Here is a 16,394-nt window from a genome sequence, read left to right on the forward strand (position 1 = left end):
GCAGGCTCCTTTTTCTAAATAGTGATATTCCGTTCAAATAATGTTCATACTTTAGAAGCAAAACTTATTATATTCAAATTTGAATAGGGTAGCAATAGTTTTTTTTAGAAAAGGGAATTGGAGTGCCAGGCAATGAAGAATGTCTCTTGACATACCCTACGGGGGTATATTATATTAATGGCAAGGAGGCTGATTCTTATGTCTACTAGTAAGCAAGAACAAACTGAGAAATCCTGTGAGGCTGGCTGTCATTCATCTGGAGAACGAATGAGTCATCATTCAGCAGATTTCAAGAATGGTTTGAATACTCGCCTCAACCGGATTGAAGGCCAGATCCGCGGGATAAAGGGTATGATAGAGCGGGATACTTATTGTGATGATGTGCTCAATCAGCTCGCAGCGGTTCAAGCGGCACTAAACGGTGTTGGTAAGATGCTGCTGGAAGGGCACATGAAGAGTTGTATTATTGAACGAATCGAAGCCGGTGAACATGAGGTTATCGATGAGCTGCTAATTACGGTTAACAAATTAATGAAATAATAAGCTACTGCTCCTTGAGCATGGCTTCATAACATTTACTGGAGGTAATATTAATGTCGAACGCTACATTAAACGTTGAAGGAATGTCGTGTGGTCACTGTGTCAGCTCTGTAGAGAAGGCTGTAGGTAATCTTGGAGCTACTGCAAAAGTTGATCTTGCTGCTAAAAAAGTTTCCGTTGAGTATGACGAGAATAAGGTAAGCCTTGGAGCTATTAAAGAAGCTATTGAAGATCAAGGGTATGATGTAGTTTAATTTGAAGCAGAGTAATAAGGCTTGGAGCTGTATGGGGATGCCATAAGCTCCAATGCCTTTTCTTTTTATAGAAATTATCATACTCTATAGGGGTATGAGGAGGCTTTGGAATCATGGATAAGTTAAAAACAACAGCATCACCCAATGAACAGCAAGCGACCGTACAGATTACAGGTATGACCTGTTCTGCTTGTGCAGCTCGAATTGAGAAAGGTTTGTCACGGATGGAGGGTGTTTCTCTCGCAAATGTAAATTTAGCCTTGGAACAAGCCACTGTCGGATTCGACCCTTCTGTATCAGGGTTACCACAAATCGAAGATAAAATCCGCGCTCTTGGTTATGATACCGTCAAAGAGACCGCGGATTTTGATATATCAGGCATGACCTGTGCCGCATGCTCGGCGCGGATCGAAAAAGTGTTGAGCCGTACGCCGGGTATCGCAGCAGTGAACGTAAATTTAGCGCTGGAAACGGCACATGTAGAATATACTCCCGGTAATATTAGTCCAAGAGAGATCATGGAGAAGGTAAGCAATATCGGATATAAAGCTACCCTTAAAGAAGACCGCAAGGATCATGTGGATCGTCGTATACAGGAAATTCAGCATAAGAAGTGGAAGTGGGTCATTTCTGCTATTCTTTCTTTCCCATTGTTATGGGCGATGGCAGGTCATTTCTCATTCACAAGCTGGATTCCAACACCGGAGATATTTATGAATCCTAGGTTTCAGCTTGTTCTGGCGACTCCCGTACAGTTTATCATTGGTTGGCAGTTCTACGTAGGCGCGTATAAAGCACTTCGTAACGGGAGTGCTAATATGGATGTGCTGGTCGTACTGGGAACATCCGCAGCGTATTTCTACAGTCTTTATCTGACGATTGATTCATTAAGTATGAAGGGAATGAATCATACCGTAGAAATGTATTATGAGACGAGTGCTGTACTCATCACGCTCATCCTCGTCGGTAAATGGTTCGAAGCGCTAGCGAAAGGACGTTCCTCTGACGCCATTAAGAGCTTAATGGGGCTTCAGGCCAAGACGGCTCTCGTGATCCGCGATGGCAAAGAAATGAATATCCCGACAGATGAAGTGATTCCCGGCGATATTGTATTGGTGAAGCCCGGAACAAAGGTGCCGGTGGATGGCGAGGTAGTAGAGGGCTCTTCTTCTGTGGACGAGTCTATGCTGACCGGAGAAAGTATTCCTGTAGAGAAAAAACCTGGAGATACTGTTATCGGTGCTACTTTAAATAAGAATGGGATCTTAAGAATCAAAGCCAACAAAGTAGGAAGAGACACTGCACTCGCTCAAATTATTAGAGTGGTGGAGGAGGCACAAGGCTCCAAAGCGCCAATTCAGCGGATCGCGGACGTCATCTCAGGGATCTTTGTACCGATTGTTGTAGGGATTGCGGTAATCACTTTCTTGGTCTGGTATTTCTGGACAGCACCTGGTCAGTTCGCCGATGCTCTAGAAAAAGCCATTGCAGTGCTCGTAATCGCTTGTCCATGTGCACTAGGTCTAGCAACCCCGACCTCCATTATGGCGGGATCGGGTCGCGCTGCGGAGCTTGGCATCCTGTTCAAAGGTGGTGAGCATTTAGAAGGTGCACAAGGGATTAAGATCGTTGTTTTGGATAAGACAGGTACGGTTACAAACGGTAAACCCGTGCTGACAGATATCGTGACTACAACTGGAATTGCCGCTTATGGTAAAGAAAATGCCGAGAATCGTCTACTAGCTTTAACTGCTGCAGCTGAGAAATTATCAGAGCATCCGCTTGCGGAAGCTATCGTAGCAGGAGCTACCGAAAGAGGCTTGACCTTGCCAACTGCTGCGCAGTTTGATAATGTCCCTGGACGCGGAATTATGGCTGTGGTCTCAGACCAGAAGGTTATGGTAGGCACACGGCGGATGATGGAAGATCATCACATGGACATCACAGAGTGGGCCCCAGTCATGAAGAGACTGGAAGAGGCAGGAAAGACAGCTATGCTTGTAGCGGTGGACGATGAGATTGCCGGTATTGTCGCTGTGGCGGATACGATTAAGCCAACCTCAAGAGCAGCTGTAGCAGCGCTTCATGAGATGGGTATAGAGGTCGTAATGATTACAGGGGACAACAAAATCACAGCCGAAGCTATTGCGAAACAAGCGGGCATTCGAAAAGTGTTAGCAGAGGTTCTACCGGAGGGTAAAGCGGAGGAAGTTCGTAAGCTGCAGCGAAATGGGACAAAGGTAGCTATGGTTGGAGATGGCATCAATGATGCTCCTGCACTGGCTACTGCAGACACGGGCATGGCGATCGGTACAGGGACGGATGTAGCAATGGAGGCTGCAGATATTACACTGATGCGGGGAGATCTGAAGAGTATACCCGATGCTATAATGATGAGCCGTAAAACAATGAGCAATATTAAGCAGAATTTGTTCTGGGCACTCGCATACAATACAATAGGTATACCGATTGCTGCACTCGGATTTCTAGCTCCATGGCTAGCTGGAGCTGCGATGGCATTCAGTTCTGTGTCCGTCGTCTTAAATGCACTTCGTTTGCAGCGGGTAAAGCTGTAAGAGAAACTTAACTATGTAAGGAGTGGCCGCTGTGCAAGAAAACAACGAGACAATATCTCTATTAATGAACCATGCATCTGTCCGCAAGTATCAGGATAAGCCAGTAAGTGAAGAGCAGCTTGCAGCGATTATTGAGGCAGGCCAAATGGCTTCAACTTCCAGCAGTGTACAAGCCTATAGTGTTATTGCAGTGACTGACCCGGATCTAAAAGCAGAGCTTGCCGGATTAGCGGGTAATCAGGCTTATATAGAACAGTGCCCAGTCTTCTTGGTCTGGTGTGCGGATCTGTATCGGCTGCGTGAGGTGACAAAACCTCATTTACAGGGAGAGACTTCTTATGAAGATTCTGCGGAGAATCTTATTGTAGCTACCGTTGATGTTGCACTTGCTGCTCAGAACGCTGCGGTAGCTGCGGAATCACTCGGACTTGGGATTGTTTATATCGGTGGAATTCGTAACCGGATCGCGGAGGTTTCTGAGCTGCTGGGACTGCCCGAACTGGTTTACCCGATATTTGGAATGTGTGTGGGATATCCTGATGGAGCCTCAAGCCTGCGTCCGCGTCTTCCGTTAGAGGCTGTTCTGCATCGCAATCGCTACAATGCCGAAACCACGGTGGAGCAGGTCAAGACTTACGATCAAGTCTCTTCAGACTATATGCGTGAGCGGACCCATGGTGCCAAGGATACACCTTGGTCAGTAATTATGGCAGAACGCTTGGCACAGCCAGCACGAATGCATATGAAGGAATTCCTGATCGAAAAAGGATTCTTTAAGCGGTAAATTAGCATTTTTCCTTAAGAGGTTGCCCTATTCGTAGTTAAAACTATGGATAGGGCAGCTTCTTTTTTTGTGAAGGTGACAGTTGTCATCTTAAAGAAATGACAGTCCATACTAATGTCAGGTCCCCTTTTTCCATATGATTGAAATAGATCAAACGCATTCGGAATCGGAGGGGTTACGTAATGGACAGTGTTATAGAGATGAATGGCGTCAGCAAATTATATAAGGATAAGAAAGCAGTAGATCACATTAGCTTCAACATTGCCAAGGGTTCGATTACAGCTATTCTTGGACCGAACGGAGCAGGCAAAACAACGGCATTAGGAATGTTATTAGGGCTATTAGAGCCCACTGAAGGCACAGTGAAAATTTTCGGACAACATCCGAAAGATAAAGCGGTACGTGAAAAGACCGGCGCGATGCTGCAGGAGGTAAGTGTAATGGATCGACTGAAGGTTCGGGAGATCATTGCTCTGATCCGTAGCTATTATCCACAGCCGATGGATATGGAATTTCTAATTAAAGCCACAGGGCTTGCGCCAGCGGATCTGAATAGATATGCCGAGAAGCTTTCAGGCGGTCAAAAGCGTAGTCTAGGCTTCGCGCTGGCCTTGGCGGGTGATCCGGAGCTGATCTTTTTCGATGAACCTACGGTTGGACTTGATATTACTTCCCGGCGGCGTTTCTGGGATACGGTTCGCGGACTTGCGGAGCAGGGCAAGACAATTGTGTTCACGACGCATTATTTGCAGGAAGCCGAAGATATCGCCGATCGTATTCTGTTGTTCAGCAAAGGTCATTTAGTTGCGGACGGAAGTCCAGATGAGATTAAATCGCGGATTGTAAAGCGCTCGTTGTCTTTCCTGCCAGTAGGTGATCGCTCCCAATTGCGCAGAAACTTGCTAGACCTAAGCGCTATAGAAGATTGTTATGAAAAAGAAGGTCGAATTCACGTAACGACAGACGATACGGATGAAGCGCTGCGAGCGATTTTTGTGACTGGACTTCCCGTGAAGGATGTCCGAATCGATCAGGGACGTCTGGATGACGCTTTTGAACAATTGACCATGAACCAAGAGGAGGCTATCTAAAGATGAGACTAATTACTGTACAATGTAAAGCCGAGATGCTGCGGATCATCCGTAATCCCTATTATGTGTTCTGGTCTTTGCTCATGCCCATCATGTTCTACTTCATCTTCACCCGAGTGGTCAATACAGGTAACGATGACCCAACGTGGCGCGCTCACTACTTGATGTCGATGGCAACCTTTAGTGTAATGGGCTCAGCGATTATGACGCTTGGCATTCGTTTGGTGCAAGAGCGAACACAAGGCTGGACCACCTTTATTCGGATTACCCCGCTACCGGGTTCAATTTATTTCTTCGGAAAAATGTTCGGACAAACGATGATGCACCTGTTCTCGGTCATTTGTATTTTTGCCGCAGGCTATTTAATCAATGGTGTCTCCTTATCAGCGGGTCAATGGGTGCTTAGCGTGCTATGGATTCTGATTGGTTCCCTTCCATTTTTGGCGATTGGTACGCTTGTGGGTGCTATGAAACGGGTGGATACGGCTAGTGGAGTCAGTAACGTGATTTATATGGCGCTTGCTGTAGCGGGGGGCATGTGGATGCCGATTGAGATTTTGCCACGATTAATGCAGAAGATTGGTCATTGGTTACCTTCTTATAACTATGGAAATGGGGCGTGGGAGATTGTACGTGGCTCAGCCCCGCAGTGGAGTAATGTCTTGATTTTGCTCGGATATTTGGTAGTTTTTATGTTACTATCGGTTTATATTCGAAAAAAACAGGAAGCGGTGTGAATGAATGGCTGAGCGTGCGCAGTTTCGGTTATTTCCACAAAAACAAGGGTTTTTCCCTTATGTATGGGCTGTTTATCTGGTTTTGCCCATCCTGAATTTGCGTGGGGAGACTGGATTGAAGCTCATTTTAGGCGGGTTGATGATAGCGGTGTTCGCCATCAGCTATCGCCAGCTGTATTGGGTTCGTGGTGGAGTATTTAATGTTTGGTTAACGATTCAAATGGTGATCATCGTGGTGCTTAGTTTGTTTTATACGCCCTTTAATCTGTACATGGGCTTTTTCACCGCGAATTTTATAGCTTACTATACGGAGAATAAAGGGTTCAAAATTGCATTTACTTCTTTTGTAGTCATGGTACTTTTTGTGCTTGTCTTAGTGGGTCGTGAGATGGAGTGGGGAAGCATGATATTTTTAGCTCCATTTATCATTATTATGTTGATTAGTCCGTTCGGCGTGAGATCCATGAATCGGAATCAGAAGCTGGAGAAAGAGCTGGATCAAGCCAATGAGGTGATTAAAGAGTTGGTGAAGCGTGAGGAACGGATGCGAATTGCTCGTGATTTACATGATACGCTCGGGCATACGTTGTCCTTGATTACATTAAAAAGCCAACTCGTAGAGAAGCTGGTGACCAAAAATACGGAGCGAGCCCAAGAGGAGGCGCGGGAAATTCAGCGTACTTCGCGGGCTGCGCTCCGTCAGGTGCGTGAGCTAGTGTCGGAAATGCGGGCGATCTCAGTAGCAGAAGAACTGGCAGAAGCCGGGGAAATGCTGCGCACGGCGGAGATTGCCTTGGAAGTGGAAGGGGATATCTCGCTAGAGGGAGTATCCGACCTGACGCAAAATATTCTCAGTCTCTGTATCAAAGAAGCGGTGACTAACATTGTGAAGCATAGTAGAGCGGATAAATGCTTCATCGGGGTGGCGAAGACCACCGGAGAAGTTCGAATTACTGTTAAGGACAATGGAATTGGCCTCGAGAACGGTGAGAGATGTAGTGGTGAGCTTAGCGATGGAAATGGTATGAAGGGGATGGCGGAGCGTCTATCTCTGATTGATGGCTCTCTGTCGCTAAGCTCAGAAGAAGGTCTGGGAACTACGCTGATCGTTATGATCCCTCTAATCGTTAAGGAAGCAACAGGAGGTGAGAGTGCATGATAACTATCGTTATAGCGGAGGATCAACGCCTGCTTCGGGGAGCGATGGCTTCCCTGCTGGATCTTGAGGATGATATCGAAGTCGTCGGAGAGGCTTGTGATGGAGCTGAGGCGTTAGCTTTAATCGACAGGCTTCAGCCGGATGTATGTCTCATGGACATTGAAATGCCGTTCAAGAGCGGTCTGGAGGTTGCAGAAATATTGCGGGGGAAGGGTTGTCCGACTAAGATTATCATCTTGACAACCTTTGCCCGACCGGGCTATTTCGAGCGTGGAGTGAAGGCTGGGATACAAGGGTATTTGTTAAAGGACGAGCCAGTAGATAAATTAGCCGAATCAATTCGTCGTGTCATGGCTGGACATCGGGAGGTCTCTCCAGAGTTAGTCTTCGGTAGCCTGCGGGAGGAGAATCCACTTACAGCACGTGAGCGAGAGATCTTAAAGCTGGCTGGTGAAGGGCAAACGGCGGCAGAGATCGCTTTTTCGCTACATCTTTCTTATGGCACAGTTCGCAATTATATTTCTGAAATACTCAATAAGCTGGAAGTGAAAAGCCGAATTGAGGCGGTACGACTAGCAGAGGAAAAAGGCTGGATTTGAGGGGAGCAGGGCATTATTATGCAAATATTTCTGATTCGTCATGGTGATCCGGACTATTCCATAGATGGCCTAACAGAATTTGGGCATCAGGAAGCAGCGGCACTAGGAAAGCGCATGGCATTTATAGGTCTGGATGAATTATATGCTTCACCACTGGGTAGAGCACAGACAACAGCCAGTTATGTGGCCAAAGAGACGGGACTTGTTATTCAGACAGAACCTTGGACTAGTGAGCTGGATTGGACAGAGATTATGTTGGATGGACAAATGGCGTCTATATGGGATAGTCCCGGAGAACATATTAGCGAATTATCTAGTGGAAAGAGAGTATGGTCTGATGAAACAGATCATTGGTTGAAGCAAGAGGAATACAGATTACGGTTCAGCGAATTACAAGCGGCTTCAGATCAATTCTTGCTGCGACACCACTATAAAAGAGAAGATGGCCTGTATCGGATCCTTGAGCCTTCAACCAAAAAGATTGGAGTAGTATGCCATGGTGGCTTTGGTCTCGCATGGCTAGCTCATTTATTACAGATTCCTTTATCCTTGGCTTGGTCCGTATTTTGGTTAGCACCAAGCTCGGTAACGACGATCTTGTTTGAAGAGCGCAGCGAGCACTTTGCAGTTCCTAGGTGTATTGGACTAGGAGATGTCTCACACCTTTATGCTGGCGGCATGAATTATCGCCCGAGGGGATTAATGGGCAATCATGTTTAAAGCGAATGCTTAAGAGCTTGTCTATGGAGAGGAGGGCCATCCCACAGAGGATGGCCTTTTTACTAGCTCTATATGATCGGAAAGAATAGGCCACTCTTCAACGTGGATTTAATTTCACCTGTGACCCTTTACCACCCGTCTGGATGCCAGTATCCTTTGTTCCGACTTCCTTTAGGTCAGTCACTAGTCGCTCCAATACGGCCTTGGAAGCGGCGGCTTCTTTGGCGCCGGATGCCTTCACGACTAATTGCACTGGCTTGCCAGAACGGAGATGCTTCTCTGCCTGGCGAAGCTTCGTATCGTAATCATGCTCTTCAATATGAGCAGTGAAGCGCAGCTCTTTGACCTTTTCCTTACTGCCCCCTTTAGATGCTGCACTACCATTTGACTTGCGTGTTGCAGCGGCTTCCTTCTGCGCGGCAGCTTTTGCTTTGCCCTTTGCGGTCAGGCTGCAAGGTGGCGGGCTGCTCATCAGTGAGGTGCATACCAGATCTGCACCTGCCGATCTGGCCATGGCCAGCGCCTCTTCTCTGGAGACGATGCCCAGCTTTTCGCCTCTAAGTCCTGTAAGGACTACTTCGGATGCTCTTATTTGTTCGTTGATTAATACTGCCACTTCTATGAATCCTCCCTGAGAACAATGATATAGCTATCATATATGGAAGTTGCTTGTGGTTCAAATGTGGAGAGTAGGATTAGCGTTACTGATCCTCTCAATTTCTTCTTTTATGATTTGTAGGATTAGTTTTTTAGATGATGTTGCTAAATATTCTCGGTTGCGCCGCTGCAATATACCCACTTGAATGAACGGTTCGCTTAGTTCAACATCTATTTTTACGATATCTGTCATTAAAGCTGTTGAATCAAGCACTACCCCTACCCCAGGGTTCTTTCTTACAAAATGAGGAATAGCAGAAATTTGGCTTATGGTGGATAAAGTGGGCTTTGATTCGAATCTCGAAAATTGCTTAGCTAACCGAAGGTAATATAAGCAAGTGCGTCCTCCAGCTATAATTGGATATTCAAGAATTTCTCGAAATGAAATATCGTCTCGTCCGCTTAAAGGATGATTTTCATCTACTATAAAAGCAATTTTCTCGTGATAGAGCGGTTCGAAATAAAAGAAAGATAGGTCGGACGGCTCACCGCAGATGGCGAAATCCAGTTCACTTTGTAGAACAAGTTGTGAGAGGGAATCAGTGTTACCCTGAATGAAGTTACATGCCATCTTTGGTTTTTGCTCATGAAATTTTCGCAAGGCGTTCGGTAGGACGGATTCCATCATGGATTCAATGCCTCCGATATGAAGTGTGCCAATTTCGTCATGCTGTAAAGCCTTGGTGAGTTCTGATACATAGTTCCAATGTTGAATAAGGTTATCGATTTCCGCTGCAAAAACTTGCCCAGCACTTGTCAGTTCTACTTCCCAGCCTCTGTGAAAGAGTTGTATGCCCAGTTCTTTTTCAAGTCGTTGAATTTGGTTGGTAATGGTAGACTGCGCATAATTCAACTTCTCGGCAGCGCGTGAGAAAGTGCCTTCTTGAAGGATGGTCTTAAAAGCCATCAGTTCTTTTAGATCCATCGATTGTCACCTCTATCGGTATAATTGATTAAGATTATTATCTTATTCAATTATATAAATCAAAATACTGAGAGTACAATAAAAGAATTCCACAGAAGGAGTGAATTAAAATGCCATTCATTAGAGTCAGTTATCTGGAGCAACAATACGACATTCATCAGCTAGAAGGAATATGTAGAGCGATTATGAGCGCGTTAATTCAGCATTTCCATGTACCGGAGGATGATATGTTTCAGGTTTTTCATGCGCATAAAGCGGGGGGATTTTTTTACAGTAAAGATTATTTAAATATTGAACGAAGCGACGGACTGATATATATCCAAGTTACGCTAAAATCCGGAAGATCAACGGAACAGAAGAAAAGCTTTTACGCGAGGCTAGCCGAGGAATTATCGATGACGCTAAACATCAGAAAAGAAGATATATTCATTGTGCTCGTCGATACGGAATTCGAAGATTGGTCGTTTGGTAACGGTGTTGCTCAAATGCTACAACCTCCGGTTAGGGAGGTGTAATATGGCGCATCGGAGAATTGTCACAAATGTACGGGAATCGTTAGGGGAGTTCGCTCCAGCATTCGTCGACTACTCGGAAAATGTGTTATTTGGGGACTTATGGAGACGGGAGCAATTATCACTTCGGGATCGTAGCATGATTACGATTTCTGCTTTGGTGATGGGGGGCATGACGGAACAACTGCCCTATCATTTGCGCTTGGCTTTAGAGAACGGCTTACAACTTGAAGAAATCGTGGAGGCCATTACCCACCTTGCTTATTATGTAGGCTGGCCGCGAGCCTCTTCAGCTTTAGAGGTTGCAAAGGATGTAATAGGAAAAAATAAATAACGTCTGACTTTTTTAATCTCATCCGTAACCTTTGGGAACTTCATTGGCACTTGTATATAATACGGAAGAAGGGAGCGAGGGAAGGTATGCTTCAGTATATAGAAGAAGCGAGACGAGGAGATCGTCAAGCTTTTGAACAGATCGTTAGGCATTTTACACCAATGGCGAATGCGGTTGCATATGAAAAGCTCCACGATTATCAATTAGCGGAGGATGCTGTGCAAGAAGCCTTCACAGAAGCCTTCCTGAATTTGAATAAATTACGAGCAGTAGAGGCATTTCCAGGCTGGTTTAAAGCGATTGTGGCAAGGCAATGCTATCGTATCTTACGAAGAAAGCAGCATCCTGCACTACCCTACGATGAAGCAGTGGAATCGAGAGAGTCTTCATTTAATGTGATAGACATTATTGAGAAAAAAGAAGCACGGCGACTGCTTCACGAGTCTATAGCTGCATTGACATCCAATATGCGGATCGCCGTTCAATTATATTATTTTCAGGGATACACTCTTCAAGAAATTGCTGACTTTCTGGGGACTTCTGTCCCGGTATTGAAGAAACGACTCTTCGATGCTCGCCGCAAGCTTAAGGGGGCGCTACCTGTTGCGGATGTCCTCTCCGTGTTCAATCATTTGTACGAAGGAGGAAAAGGTGTGCTTCATATTGTAAACGGAGATGTAGTGGGAGATAAGCTGCGTCAGGGAATTGTGAAGGGTGATGTATTAGTTTGGAGAGAGGTCTATTCTCATGGACCGGTATTTTTAGAGCCTGCGGAACAGGATAACCGCTTCATACGAGCTGAATATTTGGAACAAACGATGGGAATTCCGCAGAAGGAATTCATACAGGGCAGTGAGAGTCAGGAAAAAATATTAGCTGATTTTCATAAATATGAGGAAGTGGTGCTATGGTTCGAGCATGATCTATTCGACCAGACGATGCTGTGCTATTTGCTCCATTGGTTCTCGAAGCAGAAACAGGGATCCACGAAGCTGAGCTTATTGTGCATTGGAGAGTATCCTGGCATTGAACTGTTTCGAGGACTTGGACAACTATCTGTAGAGCAAATGGAGACTTTATCAGGAACATGGAAGTTAATTGGAGAGAAGGAGCTAGAGGTAGGCCGAGCGTTCTGGGAAGCTTTTGTATCACCGGATCCAGAATCATTGCAACAACTGCTAGCTAAAGATACGTCCGCACTGCCATTTGCACATGACGCCTTCGTGGCGCATTTATCACGTTTCCCATCGACCTATAATGGACTTGGGATTGTGGAACAGATGACTTTGGAGATGATTCTTGCTGGAATTAACTCCCCTTACGAGTTGTTCAAAAATGTGGGAGATAAGCTTCATATATTAGGCATGGGCGATTTGCAATATTGGCATATTCTAAGACAGATTGCACAAGCCCCATACCCGTTACTGCAAATGCGTGGTTTGACGGAATTTCCCGGTTATAACGAGCCAGGGATGCCATTTCAAAATTGTGAAGTTGTATTAACAGCGTTCGGAGAGAACGTAATGTCTGGTAAAGAGGATTGGGCCGAGAAGAAAGGGATTGATGAGTGGTATGGCGGGGTGCATCTGCAAGGCGTAACTCCGCGCTGGAGATGGAATTCGTCTTCGCAAACAATTCAATAATATAGAGAATGTAAGTTAGAGAAGGGGCTGTCTCAAAAGTAGTTAATGCTGCTTAGAGTCAGCTTCTTTTCTTGAGATTAATTACGGAAAAAATCCCTGAAAAATACTGATTTTTGCTTCAAAAGAATGAAATTAGGGAATTTATCCCTAAAATCGGAGTAATATCTATACTTTTCAACAAATCGGTCGAATTTTAGGGAGGAATTCCCTAATCACTAGACAAATGAATAGAATATCAGATTTTTTAGGGAGAAATTCCCTGATTATCTATCGGAGGATCGGCTTTCCCCTTCTTCAACCCATGGCGAGGGGGCTCCACGGACGTAGTGTTGTTACAAACTCTTTTCAAAACGTGAAACCTGCCGCAGTTTTTTACTTCAATCATTATTCATAAATGTCTTATGATAGGCGTTACGATATTGGGTCGGTGTCATGTTTTCGTATTTTCGGAAGAGGCGCATGAAATATTTATCGTCGGTGAACCCCGTCTCTGTCGCGATTTCCCTCACGCTGAGGGCGGTTCTGGTTAGCAGCTCCTTCGCTTTAGTCACACGTATTGAATGAATATACTCCAAAGGCCCCATCGAGGTATGTTGTTTAAATAGCCGAGCTAAATAATCCTTGTTGTAATTGAATTTCTCCGCAATGATTGTCACCGTAAGAGGTTCTCTTGCGTGTATTCTTGTCCACTCGGCTATTTTGACAAAGGTGACATCTTGCTGCGCACGGATTAGCTTACTGGCGAACGGCTGAAGCGCATGCTCAGACAGCTCAATTAAGAGTGAGGTCAACAAATAATTAACACTGGAATAGGTCAAATACCCTGAGTTGGCCACATGGAGGATTTGATTCGCCAGGATATGAATCCGGTCTCTGTGCTCGATCTTTATGAACTGTGGTAGATATAGATCATGTACGGACCATAAGCGCTGTGTGCGCGAAAAGATTTCTTCTGCCTCCGGTTTCATTTCCGCCTCACTCAGCAATACCCCCTCGCTTTTCAGCTCGAAATGAAACCAATAAAATTTAACTCCGGGTCGTGATTCTCTATAGCCGACATGCGTGCGATTAGGCATAAGCAAAAGAGCCTCATCAGGGCCAACTTCGAAGCTTTTGGTCTCCTCACTTAAATAAACCGTTTCATTCACGCCTATGATTAGCTCATAATTGCCCATTGCACGTTCTACATGTTTCCATGGCGTTTCTGAGATGAATTCACCTGCTGCTGTAAAATGAAGAGGTACATCTGCATTTATCTTCAAATAGGTCATGCGATCCTCCCAGCAATCAATAAGTCGGATTTGTCCACCATATGTATGGCTGATCTACCGACAAATCAACGTTCCGATGTTATCTTATGGATACAAATATACACTTGTCGGAAAACGCTGACAAGATTGCGAGGGAGAGATTTCTTTGAAGACGCAAGCTTTTGATCTGAAGGACGTACGTATAGAGTCAGGTCCACTTCTCCATGCGATGGAGTTAAATACGGATTATTTACTAAAGCTGGAGGCTGACCGGTTATTGTCACGTTTTCGCGAGTATGCTGGCTTAGCGCCCAATGCTGCCCATTATGAGGGATGGGAAGCTCAGGGCATTAGCGGTCATACATTAGGACATTATCTATCTGGATGTGCGTTGATGTATGCTTCTACGGAGAATGAAGAGCTGCTTCAACGTGTGAATTATGTAGTAGATGAATTAGAGCAGTGTCAGAATGCACATGGTAATGGTTTTATCTCCGGGATTCCCCGCAGCAAAGAACTGTTTGAGGAAGTGAAGGCAGGTGACATTCGCTCGCAAGGCTTTGACCTCAACGGTGGCTGGGTACCGCTGTACACAATGCATAAGCTATTTGCGGGTCTCCGCGATGCTTATCGTTTGGCTGACAATCAGAAGGCACTAGTGCTTGAAACGAAGCTGGGACTGTGGCTTGAAGATATTTTTGCAGAGCTGAGTAAAGATCAGATCCAAGAGGTACTGCGCTGTGAATTCGGCGGCATGAATGAAGCACTCACGGATTTGGCAGAGGATTCTGGTGATGATCGTTTTCTTGCCTTGGCGGAAAGCTTTTACCATGGTGAAGTTCTTAATGATTTGGCCGTAGAAAAAGATACCCTAGCCGGAAGACACGCCAATACTCAGATTCCGAAGATTATTGGAGCGGCAAGACAATATGAAGTAACAGGACAGGAGCATTATGCTGGTATCTCACGCTTCTTCTGGGATCGGGTTGTGAATCATCATTCCTATGTGATTGGCGGCAACAGCTACAATGAGCATTTCGGTGAACCGGATAAGCTAAATGATCGATTGGGCGAAGGCTCCTGTGAGACGTGCAACACTTACAACATGCTGAAGCTGACGAAGCATATGTTCCAGTGGGATGCTTATGCCGCATATGCGGATTACTACGAACGTGCAATGTATAACCATATCCTGGCTTCTCAGGAGCCGGTAGATGGACGTGTGTGTTATTTTGTATCCCTCGAAATGGGTGGACATAAGTCGTTCAACTCCCAGTTTGAGAGCTTTACATGCTGTGTAGGCTCAGGAATGGAAAGCCATTCTATGTATGGGTCGGCGATTTACTTCCATAGCGCAGATGAGCTGTATGTGAATCAGTACGTACCTTCAACAGTGACTTGGAAAGAGCAAGGCATTCGTTTGAAGCAAGAGACCAAGTTCCCTGAAGAGGGACAAGGCACCCTGCGTATCAGCACAGAGAAACCGACTAAATTCACATTGAAGCTAAGATACCCTTACTGGGCTGAGCAAGGCATGAACGTTAGGGTAAACGGTGAAGACATTCAAGTGAAGGCAGGCAAATCTAGCTACCTTACGTTGGATAGAGTATGGCAGGATGGGGATGTTGTCGAATACGACATTCCAATGTCGGTAAGAATCGAATCTATGCCGGATAATCCGAACCGAATTGCTTTCCTCTACGGGCCGCTTGTGCTCGCAGGTGATTTTGGAGCTATAAATGCAGAGCTAGGCGACGATCGCGCCCTTGCTTCCGTATTAATCGGTGATCGCGAGACGCTAACGGACAGCCTCATTCAGTCTAATGTGAGTGAAAATGTGTTCCGGATGAAGGGTTTAGGATATACGGCGGATCATGAGCTTCGTCCATTCTACCCCATGCATGATCATCGTTATTCTGTGTATTGGGATTTGTTCACGCCGGAGGAATGGAAGCTGGCAGAAGCTGAATACCGTGAAGCCGTGGAGAATAACCTGCTGCTTGAGCAGCTAACCGTTGATTCGGTACAACCTGCTGAAATGCAGCCTGAACGCGATCATAACTTCACAGGCGAATTTGTAGGCTTAGGCAAAATTTACAATCGCAAGTATCGCGACAGTTGGATCAATGGCTGGTTCTCCTTCACGATGGAGGTCTTGCCAGAAGAACAAGTCGATCTGGTAGTAACCTATTTGAAATCGAATGATACTTCGGTGGCCTTCGATATTACGGCAGACGCTAAACAGCTTGGATTAGGTGTCTTGGAGTCTGAAGAGATGAATAAGCTGGAAACGATTCGTTACGAGCTTCCGCAGTCGATCACAAGTGGCAAATCAGCCATTACGATCAAGTTCGCTTCGCATGAAGGACAGAAGGTTGGCCAAGTGGCAGGCCTACGTATCGTTAAACGTAATTCTTGAAAAATATGGATTATAGAATTATAATAGGGGCAATTCTTTTAATTGAGGTGAAATGGATGTCTTTCCGTATCGTTCGAAGTAACTAGTTATCGGGCTGGGTCAAACGCGTACCAGCTATCATGGGGGTAGTCTATCCTTTTGATTACATGAACTAGAGCTTTGAACGGTGCCCAGGCAGCCATTTTGTAAAGTCA

The 16,394-nt window shown here is 45.5% G+C and carries 16 protein-coding genes; 13 read left to right on the forward strand and 3 right to left on the reverse strand.

The window, feature by feature from the left end:
* Positions 1–198 precede the first annotated feature (198 nt).
* The 9 genes from R50345_RS01780 (at position 199) to R50345_RS01820 (ending at position 8,460) form a co-directional block, all read left to right on the forward strand.
* Entirely contained in the window at positions 199–540 is a 342-nt protein-coding gene (locus R50345_RS01780; RefSeq protein WP_042123574.1) for a metal-sensitive transcriptional regulator, read from the forward strand.
* Positions 541–593: 53 nt separating this feature from the next.
* Complete coding sequence (gene copZ, locus R50345_RS01785; protein ID WP_042123576.1) at positions 594–794, forward strand: copper chaperone CopZ; 201 nt, start codon at positions 594–596, stop codon at positions 792–794.
* A 113-nt stretch (positions 795–907) separates the two neighbouring features.
* The gene (locus R50345_RS01790) at positions 908–3,370 is read left to right on the forward strand and encodes a heavy metal translocating P-type ATPase (RefSeq protein ID WP_042123578.1); all 2,463 of its coding nucleotides are present in this window, start codon (positions 908–910) and stop codon (positions 3,368–3,370) included.
* Between the two features lie 31 nt (positions 3,371–3,401).
* Positions 3,402–4,154, forward strand: a complete 753-nt coding sequence (gene nfsA / locus R50345_RS01795; protein WP_081953972.1) for an oxygen-insensitive NADPH nitroreductase — start codon at positions 3,402–3,404, stop codon at positions 4,152–4,154.
* 182 nt (positions 4,155–4,336) lie between these two features.
* Positions 4,337–5,245 (forward strand): ABC transporter ATP-binding protein, encoded by a 909-nt coding sequence (locus tag R50345_RS01800; RefSeq protein ID WP_042123580.1) that lies wholly within the window; start codon positions 4,337–4,339, stop codon positions 5,243–5,245.
* 2 nt (positions 5,246–5,247) lie between these two features.
* Positions 5,248–5,982, forward strand: coding sequence for an ABC transporter permease (locus tag R50345_RS01805; protein WP_042123582.1), 735 nt, complete (start codon positions 5,248–5,250; stop codon positions 5,980–5,982).
* A gap of 4 nt (positions 5,983–5,986) precedes the next feature.
* The gene (locus tag R50345_RS01810; RefSeq protein WP_042123584.1) at positions 5,987–7,141 is read left to right on the forward strand and encodes a sensor histidine kinase; all 1,155 of its coding nucleotides are present in this window, start codon (positions 5,987–5,989) and stop codon (positions 7,139–7,141) included.
* Positions 7,138–7,740 carry a response regulator transcription factor gene (locus R50345_RS01815; protein ID WP_042123586.1) on the forward strand — a complete coding sequence of 201 codons (603 nt, stop codon included), beginning with the start codon at positions 7,138–7,140 and terminating at the stop codon, positions 7,738–7,740. The genes R50345_RS01810 and R50345_RS01815 overlap by 4 nt, the downstream gene beginning before the upstream one ends.
* Positions 7,741–7,758: 18 nt before the next feature.
* Positions 7,759–8,460, forward strand: coding sequence for a histidine phosphatase family protein (locus R50345_RS01820; RefSeq protein WP_042123589.1), 702 nt, complete (start codon positions 7,759–7,761; stop codon positions 8,458–8,460).
* Positions 8,461–8,557: 97 nt separating this feature from the next.
* On the opposite strand, the gene infC is transcribed toward R50345_RS01820, so the two are convergent.
* A complete protein-coding gene (gene infC / locus R50345_RS01825) occupies positions 8,558–9,076 on the reverse strand; it encodes a translation initiation factor IF-3 (RefSeq protein ID WP_042123591.1) in 519 nt (172 codons plus the stop codon).
* 60 nt (positions 9,077–9,136) lie between these two features.
* Positions 9,137–10,042 carry a LysR family transcriptional regulator gene (locus tag R50345_RS01830; protein WP_042123593.1) on the reverse strand — a complete coding sequence of 302 codons (906 nt, stop codon included), beginning with the start codon at positions 10,040–10,042 and terminating at the stop codon, positions 9,137–9,139.
* Between the two features lie 110 nt (positions 10,043–10,152).
* Between R50345_RS01830 and R50345_RS01835 the strand changes: the two genes are divergently transcribed.
* The 3 genes from R50345_RS01835 (at position 10,153) to R50345_RS01845 (ending at position 12,531) form a co-directional block, all read left to right on the forward strand.
* Complete coding sequence (locus tag R50345_RS01835) at positions 10,153–10,557, forward strand: tautomerase family protein (protein WP_042123596.1); 405 nt, start codon at positions 10,153–10,155, stop codon at positions 10,555–10,557.
* Between the two features lies 1 nt (position 10,558).
* Positions 10,559–10,888, forward strand: a complete 330-nt coding sequence (locus R50345_RS01840) for a carboxymuconolactone decarboxylase family protein (RefSeq protein ID WP_042123597.1) — start codon at positions 10,559–10,561, stop codon at positions 10,886–10,888.
* Positions 10,889–10,974: 86 nt separating this feature from the next.
* The gene (locus tag R50345_RS01845) at positions 10,975–12,531 is read left to right on the forward strand and encodes a sigma-70 family RNA polymerase sigma factor (RefSeq protein ID WP_042123599.1); all 1,557 of its coding nucleotides are present in this window, start codon (positions 10,975–10,977) and stop codon (positions 12,529–12,531) included.
* Positions 12,532–12,908: 377 nt separating this feature from the next.
* Here R50345_RS01845 and R50345_RS01850 read toward each other — a convergent pair whose 3' ends face one another.
* Positions 12,909–13,802 (reverse strand): helix-turn-helix transcriptional regulator, encoded by an 894-nt coding sequence (locus R50345_RS01850; protein ID WP_042123602.1) that lies wholly within the window; start codon positions 13,800–13,802, stop codon positions 12,909–12,911.
* Positions 13,803–13,947: 145 nt separating this feature from the next.
* Here R50345_RS01850 and R50345_RS01855 point away from each other — a divergent pair, with 145 nt between their 5' ends.
* Positions 13,948–16,200: a glycoside hydrolase family 127 protein gene (locus R50345_RS01855; RefSeq protein WP_042123604.1), complete on the forward strand. Its 2,253-nt coding sequence runs from the start codon at positions 13,948–13,950 to the stop codon at positions 16,198–16,200.
* Positions 16,201–16,394 lie beyond the last annotated feature (194 nt).

The organism is Paenibacillus sp. FSL R5-0345 (assembly GCF_000758585.1).
Lineage (GTDB): Bacteria > Bacillota > Bacilli > Paenibacillales > Paenibacillaceae > Paenibacillus_AQ.